The organism is Citrobacter sp. CK188 (assembly GCF_030333525.1).
Classification (GTDB): Bacteria; Pseudomonadota; Gammaproteobacteria; order Enterobacterales; family Enterobacteriaceae; genus Citrobacter_B; species Citrobacter_B koseri.
Genome location: NZ_JAOWFU010000024.1, coordinates 23,204 through 41,334 on the forward strand (window position 1 = coordinate 23,204; position 18,131 = coordinate 41,334).

The 18,131-nt window shown below is 54.8% G+C and carries 15 protein-coding genes; 14 read left to right on the top strand and 1 reads right to left on the bottom strand.

Going from position 1 to position 18,131, the window contains the following annotated elements:
- Positions 1-18 precede the first annotated feature (18 nt).
- The 12 genes from hutW (at position 19) to ybaK (ending at position 13,026) form a co-directional block, all read left to right on the top strand.
- The gene (hutW, locus tag OGV67_RS02805; RefSeq protein ID WP_047458361.1) at positions 19-1,356 is read left to right on the top strand and encodes a heme anaerobic degradation radical SAM methyltransferase ChuW/HutW; all 1,338 of its coding nucleotides are present in this window, start codon (positions 19-21) and stop codon (positions 1,354-1,356) included.
- Positions 1,357-1,368: 12 nt separating this feature from the next.
- Positions 1,369-1,863, top strand: a complete 495-nt coding sequence (hutX, locus tag OGV67_RS02810; RefSeq protein WP_012133483.1) for a heme utilization cystosolic carrier protein HutX — start codon at positions 1,369-1,371, stop codon at positions 1,861-1,863.
- Positions 1,863-2,486: an anaerobilin reductase gene (gene chuY / locus OGV67_RS02815; RefSeq protein ID WP_115614997.1), complete on the top strand. Its 624-nt coding sequence runs from the start codon at positions 1,863-1,865 to the stop codon at positions 2,484-2,486. The genes hutX and chuY overlap by 1 nt, the downstream gene beginning before the upstream one ends.
- 50 nt (positions 2,487-2,536) lie before the next feature.
- Positions 2,537-3,529 carry a FecCD family ABC transporter permease gene (locus tag OGV67_RS02820; protein WP_115614998.1) on the top strand — a complete coding sequence of 331 codons (993 nt, stop codon included), beginning with the start codon at positions 2,537-2,539 and terminating at the stop codon, positions 3,527-3,529.
- The gene (locus tag OGV67_RS02825) at positions 3,526-4,296 is read left to right on the top strand and encodes a heme ABC transporter ATP-binding protein (protein ID WP_012133486.1); all 771 of its coding nucleotides are present in this window, start codon (positions 3,526-3,528) and stop codon (positions 4,294-4,296) included. The genes OGV67_RS02820 and OGV67_RS02825 overlap by 4 nt, the downstream gene beginning before the upstream one ends.
- Before the next feature lie 207 nt (positions 4,297-4,503).
- Positions 4,504-5,898, top strand: a complete 1,395-nt coding sequence (locus OGV67_RS02830; protein WP_115614999.1) for an MFS transporter — start codon at positions 4,504-4,506, stop codon at positions 5,896-5,898.
- A gap of 106 nt (positions 5,899-6,004) precedes the next feature.
- Complete coding sequence (locus tag OGV67_RS02835; RefSeq protein WP_071259872.1) at positions 6,005-7,036, top strand: LacI family DNA-binding transcriptional regulator; 1,032 nt, start codon at positions 6,005-6,007, stop codon at positions 7,034-7,036.
- A gap of 10 nt (positions 7,037-7,046) precedes the next feature.
- Positions 7,047-8,030: a nucleoside hydrolase gene (locus OGV67_RS02840; RefSeq protein ID WP_111925761.1), complete on the top strand. Its 984-nt coding sequence runs from the start codon at positions 7,047-7,049 to the stop codon at positions 8,028-8,030.
- Between the two features lie 64 nt (positions 8,031-8,094).
- Positions 8,095-8,808 carry an MgtC/SapB family protein gene (locus OGV67_RS02845; RefSeq protein ID WP_047458375.1) on the top strand — a complete coding sequence of 238 codons (714 nt, stop codon included), beginning with the start codon at positions 8,095-8,097 and terminating at the stop codon, positions 8,806-8,808.
- Between the two features lie 95 nt (positions 8,809-8,903).
- Positions 8,904-11,408 carry a copper-exporting P-type ATPase CopA gene (gene copA / locus OGV67_RS02850; RefSeq protein WP_200003496.1) on the top strand — a complete coding sequence of 835 codons (2,505 nt, stop codon included), beginning with the start codon at positions 8,904-8,906 and terminating at the stop codon, positions 11,406-11,408.
- Positions 11,409-11,551: 143 nt separating this feature from the next.
- The gene (locus tag OGV67_RS02855) at positions 11,552-12,346 is read left to right on the top strand and encodes a TraB/GumN family protein (protein WP_047458383.1); all 795 of its coding nucleotides are present in this window, start codon (positions 11,552-11,554) and stop codon (positions 12,344-12,346) included.
- Between the two features lie 200 nt (positions 12,347-12,546).
- A complete protein-coding gene (gene ybaK / locus OGV67_RS02860) occupies positions 12,547-13,026 on the top strand; it encodes a Cys-tRNA(Pro)/Cys-tRNA(Cys) deacylase YbaK (RefSeq protein ID WP_115615000.1) in 480 nt (159 codons plus the stop codon).
- Between the two features lie 81 nt (positions 13,027-13,107).
- Here ybaK and ushA read toward each other — a convergent pair whose 3' ends face one another.
- A complete protein-coding gene (gene ushA / locus OGV67_RS02865) occupies positions 13,108-14,760 on the bottom strand; it encodes a bifunctional UDP-sugar hydrolase/5'-nucleotidase UshA (RefSeq protein WP_110494581.1) in 1,653 nt (550 codons plus the stop codon).
- A gap of 174 nt (positions 14,761-14,934) precedes the next feature.
- Between ushA and fsr the strand changes: the two genes are divergently transcribed.
- Positions 14,935-16,155: a fosmidomycin MFS transporter gene (fsr, locus tag OGV67_RS02870; protein WP_012133495.1), complete on the top strand. Its 1,221-nt coding sequence runs from the start codon at positions 14,935-14,937 to the stop codon at positions 16,153-16,155.
- 279 nt (positions 16,156-16,434) lie between these two features.
- On the top strand, positions 16,435-18,111 hold the full coding sequence (gene ybaL, locus OGV67_RS02875) for a YbaL family putative K(+) efflux transporter (protein ID WP_047458388.1): 1,677 nt from the start codon (positions 16,435-16,437) through the stop codon (positions 18,109-18,111).
- The last annotated feature ends 20 nt before the right edge of the window (positions 18,112-18,131 follow it).

Genomic DNA, 18,131 nt, shown 5'->3' on the forward strand with positions numbered 1-18,131 from the left:
GGATTTGGCATTACAATTATGAATACTCAACACACGCTGGATCTCACTCCACATTTTGCGCTGGAGGGGAACCAGCCCTTTAAGGATCGTCGGGCCACAATGCCGTGGCGTGGTGCGATTCCTGTTGCAAAAGAGCAATTGTCGCAAACCTGGCAGAACGTCATCAGCCAGACCGTTCCACCGCGCAAAAGACTGGTGTATTTACATATCCCTTTTTGCGCAACCCACTGTACTTTCTGCGGTTTTTATCAGAACCGCTTTGAAGAGGATCACTGCGCACGCTATACCGACGCTCTGCTACGTGAAATAGAGATGGAAGCCGACAGCACGCTGCACCAGTCAGCACCCATTCATGCGGTGTATTTCGGCGGTGGAACGCCGTCTGCGCTGTCGGCCAGGGATCTGGCCAGGATCATCACCACGCTGCGTGAAAAACTGCCGCTGGCGCCGGATTGCGAAATCACTATCGAAGGTCGGGTACTCAACTTTGATGATGCCCGCGTTGATGCCTGTCTTGATGCGGGCGCCAATCGGTTTTCTATCGGCATTCAGTCTTTCAATAGCAAGATCCGCAAGAAAATGGCGCGCACCTCGGACGGCCCAACCGCCATCGCCTTTATGAACGGCCTGGTGCGGCGGGATCGCGCCGCCGTGGTGTGCGATCTGCTGTTCGGCCTGCCCGGTCAGGATGCCGCCCTGTGGGGTGAAGATCTGGCGATAGCCCGCGATATCGGGCTGGATGGGATCGATCTGTATGCGCTGAATTTGCTTCCCAATACGCCGCTCGGTAAAGCGGTTGAAAGTGGCCGGACGACCGTTCCTTCCCCCTCAGCGCGTCGCGACCTCTACCTTCAGGGCTGCGATTTTATGGATAGCGCGGGCTGGCGCTGCATCAGCAACAGCCACTGGGCGCGTACCACCCGAGAACGCAACCTGTACAACCTGCTGATCAAGCAAGGCGCTGACTGCCTCGCCTTCGGCTCCGGCGCAGGCGGTTCGGTCAACGGCTACTCCTGGATGGTGGAGAGAAACCTTTCCACCTGGCATGAAACTATCGCCGCCGGGAAAAAGCCGTTAATGATGATGATGCGTACCGCCGAACGCGGCTTTCAGTGGCGCCATACGTTACAGGCGGGGATTGAAACAGCGCGCGTACCGCTTGATGAGCTGACGCCTCACGCGGAGCAACTGATTCCGTTACTGACCCAATGGCACAACGCGGGGCTGACCCGCGATGCGTCAACCTGCCTGCGTCTGACCAACGAAGGACGCTTCTGGGCAAGCAATATTTTGCAGTCTCTTGACGAGCTGATTCAGGAACTTAACGCACCGCGCATCGCGGTAGATAAACCATAAAAGGAGTAACTTATGAGCCATGTCTCTTTACAGGATTTTTTGCGCACTGAGCCGGACGGAACGCTGGAAGCGATCGCCGCACAGTACAACACCACGCTTTTAGACGTAGTCAAAAACCTGCCCTCTCATACCCTGGTCAGCGGCGATAAATTCGATACCGTCTGGGACACCGTCAGCGAATGGGGCAAAGTCACAACCCTGGTGCACACCGCCGATGTCATTCTCGAATTTACCGGTGAACTGCCCTCCGGCTTCCATCGTCACGGTTATTTCAATCTGCGCGGTAAAAAAGGCATGACCGGCCATATCAAAGCGGAAAACTGCACGCACATCGCCTTAGTGGAACGCAAGTTTATGGGCATGGACACCGCGTCTATTCTGTTCCTCAACCAGGCGGGCAGCGCCATGTTTAAAGTCTTCCTCGGTCGCGACGAGCATCGTCAGCTACTGGGCGAACAGGTTGACGCCTTCCGCACCCTGGCCTCCTCTCTGAAGGAAAACGCCTGATGACGCCGTGGTTACTTTTCGGTGCAGGCGGTACGGGCGTGGGTGCAAGAACGCTTGAACTCGCGCTGGCGCAACAGCACCCGGTCGTTGCCGTGATTCGTCACCCGGAAACCGCGGCCCTTTTGCAAAGCAAAGGCGTTCAGGTATTTATTGGCGATGCCTGCGACGCAAGCATCGTGTCCTGCGCCTGCCATGCCGCAGGGCCGGAGGCGCTTGTCATTTCATCAATGGGGGGAAACCAGGATTATCTGGCGCACAGAACCGTTATTGATGAAGCGGAAAAAGTGGGCATCAAACGCATGATTCTGGTGACGTCGCTGGGATGCGGCGACAGTTGGGCATTTTTATCCCCTCGCGCGAAAGCCGCATTCGGCCAGGCCGTGCGGGAAAAAACGCTGGCGGAAAGTTGGCTGCAAACCAGTCAACTGGATTATGCCATCCTGCGGCCAGGCGGTTTACTGAATGGCGATGCGACAGGTAAAGCGCAGCGCTACCAGGGACAGGAGTGCCACGGGTTTGTGATGCGTGCGGATGTCGCCGCCCATATTCATGAACTGGCCTGCGCGCCTGCGCTTAACAATCAGATCTACAGTCTGGTTGAGCCTGAACTAAAGCCGGTGTGATCCCCTCGCGGCGCGGAGATCCGCGCCGCAATGACGTTATGGAGATTCGAGTGTTCAAGGATTCACTCTCTTCCCTCAGTGTATTGACGGGGCTTTCACTCTTGCTGATCGCACTGGTGCTGTTCGGCGCCAGCCAGGGGGCGCTGAACATCAGCTTCAGCGCGCTGTTTAACGAAGAGTACCGGGATATCTGGCTGAACATCCGTTTGCCCCGCGTTCTGTTGGCCGTGCTGGTTGGCAGCGCGCTGGCGACGGCGGGCGTGATCATGCAGGGACTTTTTCGCAACCCGATGGCCGATCCGGGGTTGCTCGGCGTCAGCAGCGGCTCCGCGTTAATGGTCGGCGTCGCGATCGTTTTCCCTCTTTCGTTTCCCGTCGTTCTGGCGCTCTATGAACAGATGATCTTTGCCGTCGCCGGCAGCGTGGTGGTCTGCGCGGTTATTTTTCTGATCAGCCTGCGCCACGCTCACGGCGGCATGATGCAACTGCTGCTGGCCGGGATTGCGATTAATGCGCTGTGCGGGGCGGCTATCGGCATACTGAGCTATGTTGGCGACGAACAGCAATTACGTCAGTTGACGCTATGGATGATGGGCAGCCTCGGTCAGGCGCAGTGGCCGACGCTACTGGTGGCCAGTTCGTTCGCGCTGCCCGCCATCACCGCCACCGCCTGTCTTTCCGGGACGCTAAACCTGCTGCAATTAGGGGATGAAGAGGCGCACTATCTGGGGGTAAACGTAAAGCGTAAACGTCAGCAGCTGTTGTTGCTCAGCTCCCTGCTGGTGGGCGCAGCCGTTTCGGTAAGCGGCGTGATTGGCTTTATCGGTCTGGTGGTTCCTCATTTAATTCGCATGATCATCGGCGCAGACCATCGCTGGCTCATTCCCTGCTCTACACTTGCAGGGGCATGTTTGCTCCTGGTTGCCGACACGCTGGCACGCACGCTGGTACAGCCTGCGGAGATGCCGGTCGGCCTTCTGACCAGCCTGATTGGCGGCCCCTGGTTCCTGTGGCTCATTCTGAACAGCCGGAGGGTGGTATGATTGATGCCCAAAATCTGGTTTACAGCATTCATGGACGCCGTTTAACGGACAATGTTTCGCTGACTCTGCCTGGTGGTGAAATCGTCGCTATTTTAGGGCCGAATGGCGCCGGGAAATCCACGCTGCTGCGCCAGCTTACCGGGTATCTGAAGCCCGACTCTGGTCGCTGTACGCTTCTGGGCAAGCCGCTGACCGAATGGCCGCTGACGGAACTGGCGAAGACCCGCGCGGTAATGCGCCAGAACAGCCACATGGCGTTCCCGTTCAGCGTTCGGGAAGTCATTCGCATGGGCAGGCATCCTCATCGGACGCATAATCCACGCGATGAAACCGAGCACATCATGGCGTTGTGCGATTGCAGCCAGCTGGCCTCGCGTGATTACCGGCAGTTATCGGGCGGCGAACAGCAGCGGGTACAGCTGGCGCGCCTGCTGGTTCAGCTCTGGGAACCCGAGCCCTCGCCCAAATGGCTGTTTCTGGATGAACCCACCTCCGCGCTGGATATTCACCACCAGCAGCATCTTTTCCGTCTGCTGCGCCAACTGGTGCGTGAACGGCAGTTCAACGTCTGCTGCGTGCTGCACGATCTCAATCTTGCCGCACGCTATGCCGACCGGGTGGTGCTGATGGCAAACGGCCGCCTTATTGATAACGGCAGGCCGCAGGAGGTGCTGAAACAACAGGCGCTGAAAACGCTTTACGGCGCGGATATCACGGTTTTAAACGATCCATCAAATCTCTCACCGCTGATCGTCCTCGATCGGTAAAACTTGCGGAGCATCGAATGCTGATGCTCCATTTTCTGTAACAATTGCCTGTTATAAGTGATCGCTTTCTCAATTCTGACTCTTTCAACTGGTCATTCTACGCGGGTAGATTTATTAATCTGCGGTAAAAATATAATATCTACGCGAGTAGAACATGAAGAGTATAAACCTGCGACTTATGTCGACAGCTAACTTCAAGGAGTTCTTATGAACACGCATTCATCCTCTGTTCCCCTGACGGACGGCCAACAGGCAGCTCAGGAACGACTGGAAACCCCCGAGGGGCGCCGCGAATTCTGGCGAGCGACATTTTCCTGCTGGTTAGGCACGACAATGGAATATGCCGATTTTGCGCTGTATGGCCTCGCCGCAGGCATTATCTTTGGCGACGTCTTTTTTCCTGAAGCCACACCAGTTATGGCGCTACTTTCCAGCTTCGCCGCCTATTCTGTCGGGTTTATAGCACGCCCCATCGGCGCGCTGTTGTTCGGCTGGATAGGCGACCGTCATGGCCGGAAGACTGTCATGGTTATCACTATCGGGTTAATGGGCATGTCGACCATGTTGATCGGTTTAATTCCCAGCTACGCCCAGATTGGCGTTTGGGCGCCGGTATGCCTGGTCATCTTACGATTTTCCCAGGGGCTGGGCGCCGGGGCAGAGCTTTCAGGCGGCACCGTCATGCTCGGTGAATATGCCCCAGTTAAGCATCGCGGAATGGTCTCCTCAATTATCGCTCTGGGCTCAAATAGCGGAACATTGCTGGCTTCTTTAGTCTGGCTCATCGTACTGCAAATGGATAAAGACGCCTTGCTAAGCTGGGGATGGCGCATCCCTTTTCTTTGCAGCTTCCTCATCGCCGCCGCCGCACTGTTTATTCGCCGCCATATGCGTGAAACGCCCGTCTTTGAGCGTCAAAAAGCACTCCTGCAAGCCGAGCGAGAGAATGCGCTTCGCCAGGGTCAGGAGATGCAACAGTATGACACCCGTAGCTTCTGGCAACGCACCAGAGCATTCTGGACCATGGTCGGATTACGCATCGGCGAAAATGGCCCCTCCTATCTGGCCCAGGGATTCATCATTGGCTATGTTGCCAAAGTGCTGATGGTTGATAAATCTGTCCCTACTGTTGCGGTATTTATCGCCTCTATTCTGGGATTTGCCATTATTCCGCTGGCGGGTTGGCTTTCTGACCGATTTGGCAGACGTATCACTTACCGTTGGTTCTGTCTGCTACTGATTCTGTACGCATTTCCGGCATTCATGCTGCTGGATTCTCGTGAACCGTGGATTGTTATCCCGACGATCATTACCGGAATGGGGCTCGCTTCACTGGGCATTTTCGGTGTTCAGGCTGCATGGGGCGTTGAGCTTTTCGGTGTGACCAACCGTTATACTAAAATGGCTTTCGCAAAAGAGCTGGGGTCCATTATGTCTGGCGGTACGGCGCCACTTGTCGCCTCGGCGCTGCTCTCATTTTACGGACACTGGTGGCCTATCGCCGTCTATTTCACCCTGATGGCCGCAATTGGGCTGGTGACGACTTTCTTCGCGCCAGAGACTCGTGGGCGGGATCTCAACTTGCCCGAGGATGCAATTTGAGGCCAGAGAACGTGAGGTGCGCGTTCTTTACCAAAGATTTTTGGGTCATAACGCCTTATGCTGTCTGGAAAAAAGATCACTCTGAACTCAATCAGGTAGGTGCCTTGTGACCCAATCACATTCACAACGCGTAACACGTTCTGATGTTGCAAAAGAAGCGGGAACATCTGTCGCTGTTGTCAGTTACGTTATTAATAACGGTCCGCGCCCCGTCGCCGAAGCGACCCGACAGCGCGTATTGCAGGCCATAAAAAAAACCGGTTATCGACCTAATGGTATAGCGCGCGCCCTGGCTTCAGGCAGCACGCAAACCTATGGACTCATTGCGCCAGACATCTCTAACCCGTTTATCGCCTCAATGGCGCATGCCCTGCAACGTGAAGCATTTTCTGATGGGAAAGTGCTCCTGCTGGGCGATGCGGGCGACAACAGCGGACGTGAGCGTGAACTGATTAACAATATGCTAAACCGTCAGGTCGACGGGCTTATCTATACCAGTGTTGACCGGCATCCCTATATTGAGCTGATTCAGGAGAGCGGAACCCCCTGCGTCATGCTGGATCGCGTGGACCCTGGGTTGAATGTCAGTGTTATTCAGGTAGATGAACAACTGGCGGCCTGGCAGGTGACGAAGCATCTGATTGATCACGGTTACCGCGATATTGGCATTATTTGTGGTCCGCGTGAAATGTTGAACACCCAGGATCGTATCCGGGGATGGCAGCTAGCGCTGGAAGAGTCATCGCTAATTATCAACCCCTCCTGGATCTTTTCGACTAACTATACCCGCGCCGGAGGTTACGAGGCGACAAAACGCATGTTACAAGGTAAACCACCGCGCGCGCTGTTCGCAACCAACGAACAGCAGGCGCTTGGCTGTTTACGCGCTCTGGCAGAACAAGGATTACGCGTTCCACAGGATGTGGCGCTGGTCTGCTTTAACGCAACACAAGAATCGGCTTACAACGTACCTTCCCTGACCGCCGTCCGACAGCCTGTCGATAAAATGGCTCGTGCGGCAATTGATATGTTGAAAAACTGGGATGGAGAAGTTCGCCGCGTTGAATTTGAGTTTTTTTTACGAGTGGGAGAGTCGTGTGGCTGCCAGGGACATGAAGTACAACCTGAAACCAGATAAAAATAAATCTATGCGCGTGATTATCGACTGCGATCCGGGTAATGGCATTCCCGGCGCCAATATCGATGACGGCCTCGCGCTGGCACTCGCCATTGCCGCGCCGCAAATCTCTCTGGAGATGATCACAACGGTGGCTGGTAATACACCGGTAGAAATCGGATATGCAGTAGCCAAAGATTTCGTTCAACAATTAGGTGTACCCGTTTCTGTCTACCGTGGCGCCGCACGCGCGCTCAGAGAAGATCCGCAGCCCTGGCGGGAAAAGCTTGATCATGGTGTAGACCAATATGGCTTACGCCAACTCTGGGCTGACGTCCCCGTTCCGCAGGCATACCAGGCCACGAAGCCTCTTGCGCCTGAGGCGATAGGTGAGCTGATATGCAATAACCCCGGTGAGATAACGCTGGTCGCAACAGGCCCACTCACCAACGTCGCCATTGCTCTACAGCTCTATCCGCAGCTCGTTCATGCGGTGAAGAATATCGTGATCATGGGCGGAGTATTCAATGTTCCTGGCTACCTGAAAGACACTAATTTTGGCCTTGATCCAGAAGCAGCTCATGCCGTACTCACCAGCGGTGCGCCGGTCACATTGGTTCCGATGGATGTCACGACAAAAACCCAAATGCTTCATACCGATTTGGATCGTCTGGCTGCGGCAGAAAACGTTCTTGGTCGCTATCTGGAGAAAACCATTCGCCCGTGGATCACCTACTCTATGCAGACCCGCAATCTGCCTGGCTGCTGGATCCACGATGTTCTGACGATCGCCTGGTTGCTTGATCCCTCGCTCGCCGCAACGACAGAAGACTTTCTGGACGTCTCGCTTGAAGGCCTTACTCGTGGTATGACCTGTCGTTATGGACGTGACACATTACGCCTGGACGTGGGAATACCCGAGCCCAAAGGCACGATGATAAAAATTCTACAGACTATCGATAACCATCAACTTCTTTCGCTGATTGAACACTACATCCATCGCTACGGCGCATAGCGATGCTGCACAGAAAAAGAAGGTATTCGCGCAGTGTGTAAGGTTATGTTTTTCTGGAGGAAAAATGAATACGTTAGCACTCATCCTCTCTGGTGAAGGAGAACCAATTTTAATTACATTATGCAAAATTTGCGTCGCTTTTTTCCTGGGAGGAATCATCGGTCTTGAAAGAGAATCAAAGGGAAAGCCTGTCGGGTTTAAAACATGTGTGATTATTTCAGTAGCCAGTTGTGCCCTGACCATTGTTTCGATTCAATCAGCGGAGTATTACGCTGAGATTTCAATGAATATCCGTAGCGATCCTATGCGCCTGGCCGCACAAATCATCAGTGGCGTGGGTTTTCTCGGTGCCGGGGTTATCCTCCATCGCCATGATGATGCGATATCCGGGCTAACAACCGCAGCCATCGTCTGGGCTTCTGCTGGCATAGGAATTACCAGCGGAGCCGGTTTTTATCTTCATGCCCTGCTTGCCACAGGGTTATTTCTGCTGGCTATAAAGCTCAGTTATTTTGTGATCTTTTTACAAACAAAAAACCAGCTCCCCGGCAAAGTAAAAATCCGCATTATTCTTGACGAAAAATCAGGGCTACAAACGCTGGTAGAAAGTATTAATCAGCAAAAAAGCATTATTGAGACCATTACTATCCGCGATGTAAAAAAGGGAAAAATAGAGGTCAACCTTAAGGTTGTGATCAGAAAAAAAATAACCTTGCCCGAACTGTACAGCAACCTTTCTACGCTCGAACACGTCTGCGCTATCGCGCTGGAACACTGAAAAACACGAGTATAAAACAAACTTCTTGACCTTCCCCTTGATGGAAGGTTTACCCTTTATCACAGTCAGTTAATCCTGTCATAAAGGAGTGTGTTATGTCTCAAACTATCGACCTGACCCTGGACGGTCTGTCCTGTGGCCACTGCGTCAAACGCGTGAAAGAAAGTCTTGAACAACGTCCTGACGTTGAACAGGCAGACGTCACGGTAACTGAAGCGCACGTTACCGGCAGCGCCAGTGCCGAAGCGCTTATTGAAACCATTAAACAAGCCGGTTACGGCGCGGAGTTAAGCCACCCAAAGGCTAAACCGCTGGCGGAGTCATCAATCCCGTCGGAAGCACTGACAGCGGTTCCCCCTGAGCTTCCGGCAGCGACGGCCGATGATGATGAAAGCCAACAGCTGCTGTTAAGCGGCATGAGCTGCGCCAGCTGTGTTTCCCGGGTGCAAAACGCGTTGCAAAGCGTACCGGGCGTCACACAGGCACGGGTAAACCTGGCGGAACGCACTGCGCTGGTAATGGGCAGCGCGTCCGCCGCAGATTTAGTGCAGGCGGTAGAGAAAGCAGGCTACGGCGCAGAAGCGATCGAAGATGACGTTAAACGCCGCGAACGCCAGCAGGAAACCGCACTCGCCACCATGAAACGCTTCCGCTGGCAGGCGATTGTCGCGCTGCTGGTCGGCGTGCCGGTGATGGTCTGGGGGATGCTCGGCGACAACATGATGGTCACCGCCGATAACCGCAGCCTGTGGCTGGCAATCGGCCTGGCGACCCTTGCCGTGATGGTTTTTGCGGGTGGACACTTTTACCGCAGCGCATGGAAAAGCCTGATGAACGGCACCGCCACGATGGATACGCTGGTGGCGCTCGGCACCGGGGTGGCCTGGCTGTACTCGATGAGCGTCAACCTGTGGCCGCAGTGGTTCCCGATGGAAGCGCGCCATCTCTATTATGAAGCCAGTGCGATGATCATCGGTCTGATCAACCTCGGACACATGCTGGAAGCCCGCGCGCGTCAGCGCTCTTCTAAGGCGCTGGAAAAATTGCTCGACTTAACTCCGCCGACGGCACGCGTGGTCACTGATGACGGTGAAAAAAGCGTACCTCTGGCGGATGTACAGCCGGGCATGTTGCTGCGTCTGACCACCGGCGACCGTGTGCCGGTAGACGGTGAAATCACTCAGGGTGAAGCCTGGCTGGATGAAGCAATGCTCACTGGCGAACCGATCCCGCAGCAGAAAGGCGAAGGCGACAGCGTTCACGCCGGAACCGTGGTGCAGGACGGCAGCGTGCTGTTTCGCGCAAGCGCAGTCGGCAGCCATACCACCTTGTCGCGCATTATTCGCATGGTGCGCCAGGCACAGAGCAGCAAACCGGAAATCGGCCAGCTTGCCGATAAAATCTCCTCGGTGTTCGTGCCAGTCGTGGTGGTGATTGCCCTGGTGAGCGCAGGTATCTGGTATGTCTTTGGGCCGGCGCCGCAAATTGTTTACACGCTGGTGATCGCCACCACCGTCCTGATTATCGCCTGTCCGTGTGCGCTGGGCCTGGCGACACCGATGTCGATTATCTCGGGCGTCGGACGCGCCGCTGAATTTGGCGTCCTGGTACGCGACGCCGACGCGCTGCAACGCGCCAGCACGCTGGACACCGTGATATTTGATAAAACCGGTACGCTGACGGAAGGTAAACCGCAGGTCGTCGCCATCAGGACATTTGGCGATACCGATGAGGCGAGCGCCTTACGTCTGGCGGCCGCGCTGGAACAAGGCTCCAGCCACCCGCTGGCGCACGCTATCCTGGAAAAAGCCGCCGACGCCGCCCTGCCTCAGGTGAATAACTTTCGGACGTTACGTGGCTTAGGCGTTAGCGGCGAAGCGGACGGGCATACGTTGCTGTTAGGCAATCAGGCGCTGCTGAATGAACAACAGGTTGTCACGACCGCAATGGACGCTGAAATTTCAGCACAGGCTTCTCAGGGGGCAACGCCCGTATTGCTGGCGATTGACGGAAAAGCCGCGGCGCTGCTGGCGATCCGCGATCCGCTGCGCAGCGACAGCGTCGCAGCGCTTCAGCGCCTGCACCGCGCCGGGTATCGTCTGGTGATGTTAACCGGGGATAACCCGACCACCGCCAACGCCATTGCCAAAGAAGCCGGGATTGATGAGGTGATCGCGGGCGTGCTGCCGGACGGTAAAGCCGATGCGATCAAACGTCTGCAAAGTCAGGGACGTCAGGTCGCAATGGTCGGCGATGGCATCAACGACGCACCGGCGCTGGCGCAGGCGGATGTCGGCATCGCAATGGGCGGCGGCAGCGACGTGGCGATTGAAACTGCGGCGATAACCCTGATGCGCCATAGCCTGATGGGCGTGGCGGACGCGCTGGCCATCTCACGGGCGACCCTGCGAAACATGAAGCAGAACCTGCTCGGCGCGTTTATCTATAACAGCATCGGCATCCCCGTTGCCGCCGGGATTCTGTGGCCGTTCACCGGCACGCTGCTTAACCCGGTTGTGGCAGGCGCGGCAATGGCGCTTTCCTCAATTACCGTGGTGAGCAACGCCAACCGGTTGTTGCGCTTTAAACCAAAAGAATAAGGCACCTGCGCTAACGCTTATCCGGCCTACGCAGCACTCTCATCGTAGGCCGGATAAGATGCTTTTGCGTCGCCATCCGGCATTTCACGCATTGCACCTTCCAGAGCCACACGCTAGCATGGTTTTCCACTAAGGGAGGGCGTATGGATCTGTTATACCGGGTAAAAGCGTTATGGGCTGCACTGCGCGGCAACCATTATACCTGGCCTGCCATCGACATCATGTTACCCGGCGATCGCTGTTTTCATCTTGTGGGCAGTATTCACATGGGAACGCGCGATATGGCCCCCCTTCCGGCAAAACTGCTTAAAAAGCTCAGGCAGGCGGACGCGCTGATTGTTGAAGCCGATGTTTCAGGCAACGATTCGCCTTTTACCGACCTGCCTGCCTTTGCCGACCTGGATGAGCGAATTAGCGACGAGTTACGTCAGCGCCTGCATAAAATCACCCATGAACTGGGCATTTCCCCTTCTCTCTTTTCGACCCAGCCGTTATGGCAAATCGCCATGATATTGCAGGCGACTCAGGCGCAACAACTGGGGCTGCGACCGGAATACGGTATTGATTACCAGTTGCTGAAAACGGCAAAACAGGCGCAAAAACCGATCATCGAACTGGAAGGCGCTTCCAGCCAGATCGATCTGCTGTGCCAGCTCCCTGATAACGGACTGGCGCTACTGGATGATACCCTGACGCACTGGCATACCAACGCCAGACTGCTGCAACAGATGATGAGCTGGTGGCTGAAATCGCCCCCGCAGAATAATGCTATTTCGTTGCCGAATACTTTCAGTCAGTCGCTGTATGATGTGCTGATGCATCAGCGAAATGTCGCCTGGCGGGAACGTCTGCATGCCATGCCGCCGGGTCGGTATGTCGTGGCGGTCGGCGCGCTTCATCTTTACGGGGAAGGCAATTTGCCTGCACTAATGCGTTAAAAAAATGGCCAATATTTCTATTGGCCCGTCAAAGAGGAATTTCATCGTTATTATTATGCCAGGACGTAGCGCCCTGGTTATGTCGATTGTCGCTCAAAGTCACCATCCTGCCAATACTATTGCGCAAGATGGTACTATTTTTTAGACCACCATCAGGCGTATGCTTTAAGGGTATTTTGTCTGGGCCAGGAATAATTGCTATGACACCCGCCGTAAAATTACTCGAAAAAAACAACATTACTTTTCAGATCCACGCCTACGATCACGATCCGTCAGAAACCAATTTTGGCGATGAAGTGGTGCGCAAATTAGGCCTGAATCCTGATCAGGTTTACAAGACGCTGCTGGTTGCCGTAAACGGCGATATGAAGCACCTGGCGGTCGCGGTAACGCCCGTTGCCGGACAGCTGGATTTGAAAAAAGTAGCGAAAGCGCTGGGGGCTAAAAAGGTCGATATGGCCGATCCGATGGTCGCCCAACGGATGACAGGTTATCTGGTCGGCGGCATCAGCCCGCTGGGGCAGAAAAAACGGCTGCCGACGCTGATTGACGCGCCGGCCCAAACGTTTGCCACCATTTATGTTTCCGGCGGCAAACGCGGGCTGGACATCGAGCTGGCGGCGGGCGATTTAGCCAAAATTCTGGATGCGAAATTCGCCGATATCGCTCGCCGGGATTAAGCGATTTTAGAATGATTGCCTGATGGCGCTACGCTTATCAGGCCTACAAACCGCATTGACCCGTACCGGCACTACGCCCTGTTACTGCCAGCTGACTTCGCCCTTCGGCTCATACGCGCTGGCATCCAGCGGTGAGTTCTTCTGCACGTACTCTTTCAGCACTTCCGCATCAATAAAACCGGTATTCACGTATCCCGGTTTATTATCAATTTGCGGATACCCGTCGCCGCCCGTCGCATTGAAGCTCAGCGTTGCCATCCGGTAGGTTTTCGCCGGGTCAACAGGCTCGTCTTTAATTTTCAGGTCATTAAGTTTGCCGTCTTTCGCCACAAAACTGACGTTCGCAAACTGCGGATACGCCCCGGAATCCGGCTTCATCTGCGCGACGGCGGTCAGGTAATCAATTACTTCTTTACCGCTCATGTCAACATAGACCACAACGTTGCCAAACGGCTGCACCTTGAGCACGCTTTTATAAGTAATGTTGCCGCCTTCAATGGAGTCGCGAATCCCCCCGCCGCTCATCACGCCGAAATCGGCGCTGGTGCGCGCGATTTGCGCGGCCAGAATCAGATGGCCCATATTAGTCTGCACAAAGCGAACTTTGTTGCGATCCCCTTCAAGACGACCATTGACGCTGCCAATCTTCACGTCCAGTTGCGCTTTACCTTTGTTCTGGAATGGCGTCAGAAGCGAGAGCATTTGCTGATTTTCTGAAATTTCCGGGGTGTAAAGTACGCGCTCACTTTTCCCGTTATCCCAGGTGACTTTCTTCTTCAGGTTTACCGGAATGAGCTGATAGTTGACCATTTTCATCTCGCCGTTACGGAACTCAAAGTCCGCGCGGCCAACGTATTTCCCCCACTCATGCGCCTGCACAATCCAGATGCCGTTCTGCTTATCCGGCGCGCAAGGCGTACCCGGCACATAATCAACCTGCTTTTTGTTTTCAGACGCCATGCACACCGGGTCCTGTGAGTGACCACCCACAATCATCGCCAGCGAGCCTTTTGGCAGACTACGCGCCATTTCAACATCGCCCGGCGCGTTCGAACCGTGATCGCCGTTGTCATAGTGCCCCATGTGGGTAGTGGCGATAATGATGTCCGGCTTTTCATTCACTTGCAGTTCCTGAATCACCACCTTCGCTTCTTCAGCCGGTTTACGGAACTCGATATCGGTGAAGAATTCCGGGTTACCGATCTTCGCGGTGTCGTCCGTCGTCAATCCGAGGACGGCGATTTTCAGATCCTGGCGTTTAAAAATAGCCCAGGGCTTGAACAGGCGTTCTCCGGTACTCTTTTGGTAGATATTGGCGGAGAGGAAGGGGAATTTGGCCCACTTTTCCTGCTGACGCAGCACGCTGAGCGGATTATCAAACTCATGATTACCGACGGCCATCGCATCGTAGCCAATCAGGTTCATACCACGAAAGTCAGGTTCCGCGTCCTGCAGGTCGGATTCCGGTACGCCAGTGTTAATGTCGCCACCGGAAAGCAGCAGCACGCTGCCGCCTTCAGCCGCAACCTCTTTGCGAATGCCGTCCACCAGCGTTTTTTGCGCCGATAAACCGTACTCGCCGTATTCGCTGCGCCAGAAATGGCCGTGGTGATCGTTAGTATGCAGAATGGTGATTTTATAGGTTTTATCTTTTTCATAAGCCTGAACAGGCTGGCTTGCCAGCGTAAACGCGGCAAACAATGCCAGCGCCACACCCCGTTTCAAAAATTTCATGCTTCTCTCCCTGACTCAATATCAACCGCTGAAATTACAATGATCTGAAATAATAGTCGAAAATGTTTTCAGAATTGAGACTTCCTTCAAACACCGTCCACAGGTATGTTAGTCGAGTAATAATTACAAATTCGATTATCCCCAACATCGCAAACAAAACAGAAGTGACATTCTATGGCAATGAGTGAACCAACCCAGCCGTTAGCGGGCGCCTCTGCTGCGGCGACTAAAGCACGCACCTCGTTTGGCATCTTAGGCGCGATCAGCCTGTCTCATTTGTTGAACGATATGATCCAGTCGCTAATCTTAGCGATTTACCCGCTGCTGCAATCAGAGTTTTCCCTGACCTTTATGCAGATAGGGATGATTACCCTGACCTTCCAGCTCGCCTCCTCCCTGCTCCAGCCGGTCGTCGGATACTGGACGGATAAATATCCCATGCCGTGGTCGCTCCCCATTGGGATGTGCTTTACGCTGAGCGGTCTGGTACTGCTGGCGCTGGCGGGCAGTTTTGGCGCCGTACTGCTGGCGGCGGCGCTGGTCGGCACCGGTTCTTCGGTATTTCATCCAGAATCTTCCCGCGTGGCGCGTATGGCCTCCGGCGGACGCCACGGGCTGGCGCAATCCATCTTCCAGGTTGGCGGCAACTTCGGCAGCTCGCTGGGGCCGCTACTGGCTGCTGTCATCATCGCGCCATATGGCAAAGGTAATGTGGCCTGGTTTGTATTGGCCGCGTTGCTGGCCATTATTGTGCTGGCGCAGATCAGCCGCTGGTATGCCGCGCAACACCGGATAAGTAAAGGAAAACCGAAGGCGACCATCGTCAATCCGCTGCCGCGCAATAAAGTGATACTTGCCGTCAGCGTGCTGTTAGTCCTGATTTTCTCCAAATACTTCTATATGGCGAGCATCAGCAGCTATTACACCTTTTATCTGATGCAAAAATTCGGATTATCGGTACAAAACGCACAGTTTCATCTGTTTGCCTTCCTGTTTGCCGTTGCGGCTGGAACGGTAATCGGCGGGCCTCTGGGTGATAAAATAGGCCGAAAATATGTTATTTGGGGCTCAATTCTGGGTGTAGCGCCGTTTACTCTCGTTTTACCCTATGCAACCCTGCACTGGACGGGGATTTTAACCGTGATAATTGGTTTTATCCTCGCATCGGCCTTTTCTGCCATCCTGGTGTATGCGCAGGAACTGCTTCCGGGGCGTATCGGTATGGTTTCTGGGCTCTTTTTCGGTTTCGCGTTCGGTATGGGAGGCCTTGGCGCTGCGGTATTAGGCCTGCTCGCCGACCACACCAGTATTGATTTGGTCTACAAAATATGTGCTTTCCTGCCACTTCTGGGGATACTGACCATATTCTTGCCTGACAACCGACATAAAGCCTGATTTTCCTGCGGCCAAAGGTAAACTTTGGTCGCACTCTCTTCCAGTCACCGTAAGCCTTTAGCTCACAGACACCCCGCCAGTTTTCCAATCCGTGCCTTTTTTATTCTAAATTCCACTTTTCATCAAATTTCAACAATTATTCATAAACATAAACATCGAAATTGTCATAAACTATTACCTGGAATTTTGGTTTCTCTGGCGCCATCGTTTGTGAGGCTGTGCGAGCGATGACGCCAGGGCGACCAAAAATGGATCAACATAACGACCAAAGGAGACGGAATGCATCACGCCACCCCGCTTATTACCACCATTGTTGGCGGCCTCGTGCTCGCTTTTATACTCGGCATGCTTGCCAATAAACTGCGTATTTCTCCTCTGGTGGGATATCTGTTAGCGGGCGTTCTTGCGGGGCCATTTACTCCGGGTTTTGTCGCGGATACCAAACTTGCGCCTGAACTGGCGGAGCTTGGCGTAATCCTGCTGATGTTCGGCGTCGGGTTGCACTTTTCATTGAAGGATCTGATGGCGGTAAAGGCCATCGCCATTCCCGGCGCGGTCGCCCAGATAGCCGTGGCGACGTTGCTGGGTATGGCGCTTTCAGCGGTGTTGGGCTGGTCGCTCATGACCGGTATCGTCTTCGGGTTATGTCTTTCAACCGCCAGTACCGTGGTGCTGCTGCGCGCGCTTGAAGAGAGACAGCTTATTGACAGTCAGCGCGGGCAAATCGCCATCGGCTGGCTGATTGTGGAAGATCTGGTGATGGTTCTGACGCTGGTTCTTCTGCCCGCCGTGGCGGGAATGCTGGAAAAAGGCGATGTCGGCTTCGCGTCGCTGGCGGTCGATATGGGTATCACCATCGGTAAAGTGGTGGCGTTTATCGCCATTATGATGCTGGTTGGGCGCCGTCTGGTGCCGTGGATTATGGCGCGCAGCGCCGCTACCGGCTCCCGTGAACTGTTTACCCTTTCCGTGCTGGCGCTGGCGCTGGGCATCGCCTTTGGCGCCGTCGAGCTGTTCGATGTCTCCTTTGCGCTGGGCGCTTTCTTTGCCGGGATGGTGTTAAACGAATCAGAATTGAGCCACCGCGCCGCGCACGATACGCTGCCGCTTCGCGACGCCTTTGCGGTCCTGTTCTTTGTCTCCGTCGGGATGCTGTTTGACCCGTTAATCCTGATTCAACAGCCGATGGCGGTACTGGCTACGCTGGCCATTATTATCTTTGGTAAATCGGTTGCCGCTTTCTTCCTGGTTCGCCTGTTCGGGCACTCGCCGCGCACCGCGCTGACCATCGCCGCCAGCCTGGCGCAGATTGGTGAATTTGCCTTTATTCTGGCAGGTCTGGGCATGGCGTTGGATCTGCTGCCGCAGGCAGGGCAGAACCTGGTGCTGGCGGGCGCGATTCTGTCGATTATGCTCAACCCGGTGCTGTTTGCGTTGTTAGAGAAATACCTCGCCAAAACGGAAACGCTGGAAGAGCAGACGCTGGAAGAAGCGATCGAAGAAGAGAAGCAGATTCCGGTGGATATCTGCAACCACGCGCTGCTGGTCGGTTTTGGCCGCGTCGGTAGTCTGCTGGGCGAAAAACTGATGGCGGCAGGCATTCCGCTGGTGGTCATTGAAACCTCACGTACCCGCGTGGATGAGTTGCGTGAACGCGGTATTCGCGCCGTACTGGGGAATGCCGCTAACGAAGAGATCATGAACCTGGCGCATCTGGACTGCGCTCGCTGGCTGTTGCTGACCATTCCAAACGGTTACGAAGCCGGTGAAATCGTGGCCTCCGCCCGCGAGAAATGCCCGCATATTGAGATTATCGCGCGCGCGCATTATGACGATGAGGTGGAATACATCACCGAGCGCGGGGCGAATCAGGTGGTAATGGGCGAGCGTGAAATTGCCCGCACCATGCTGGAGCTGCTGGAAACCCCACCCGCAGGCGAAGTGGTGACGGGTTAAACGGTGTGATGCCGGATGGC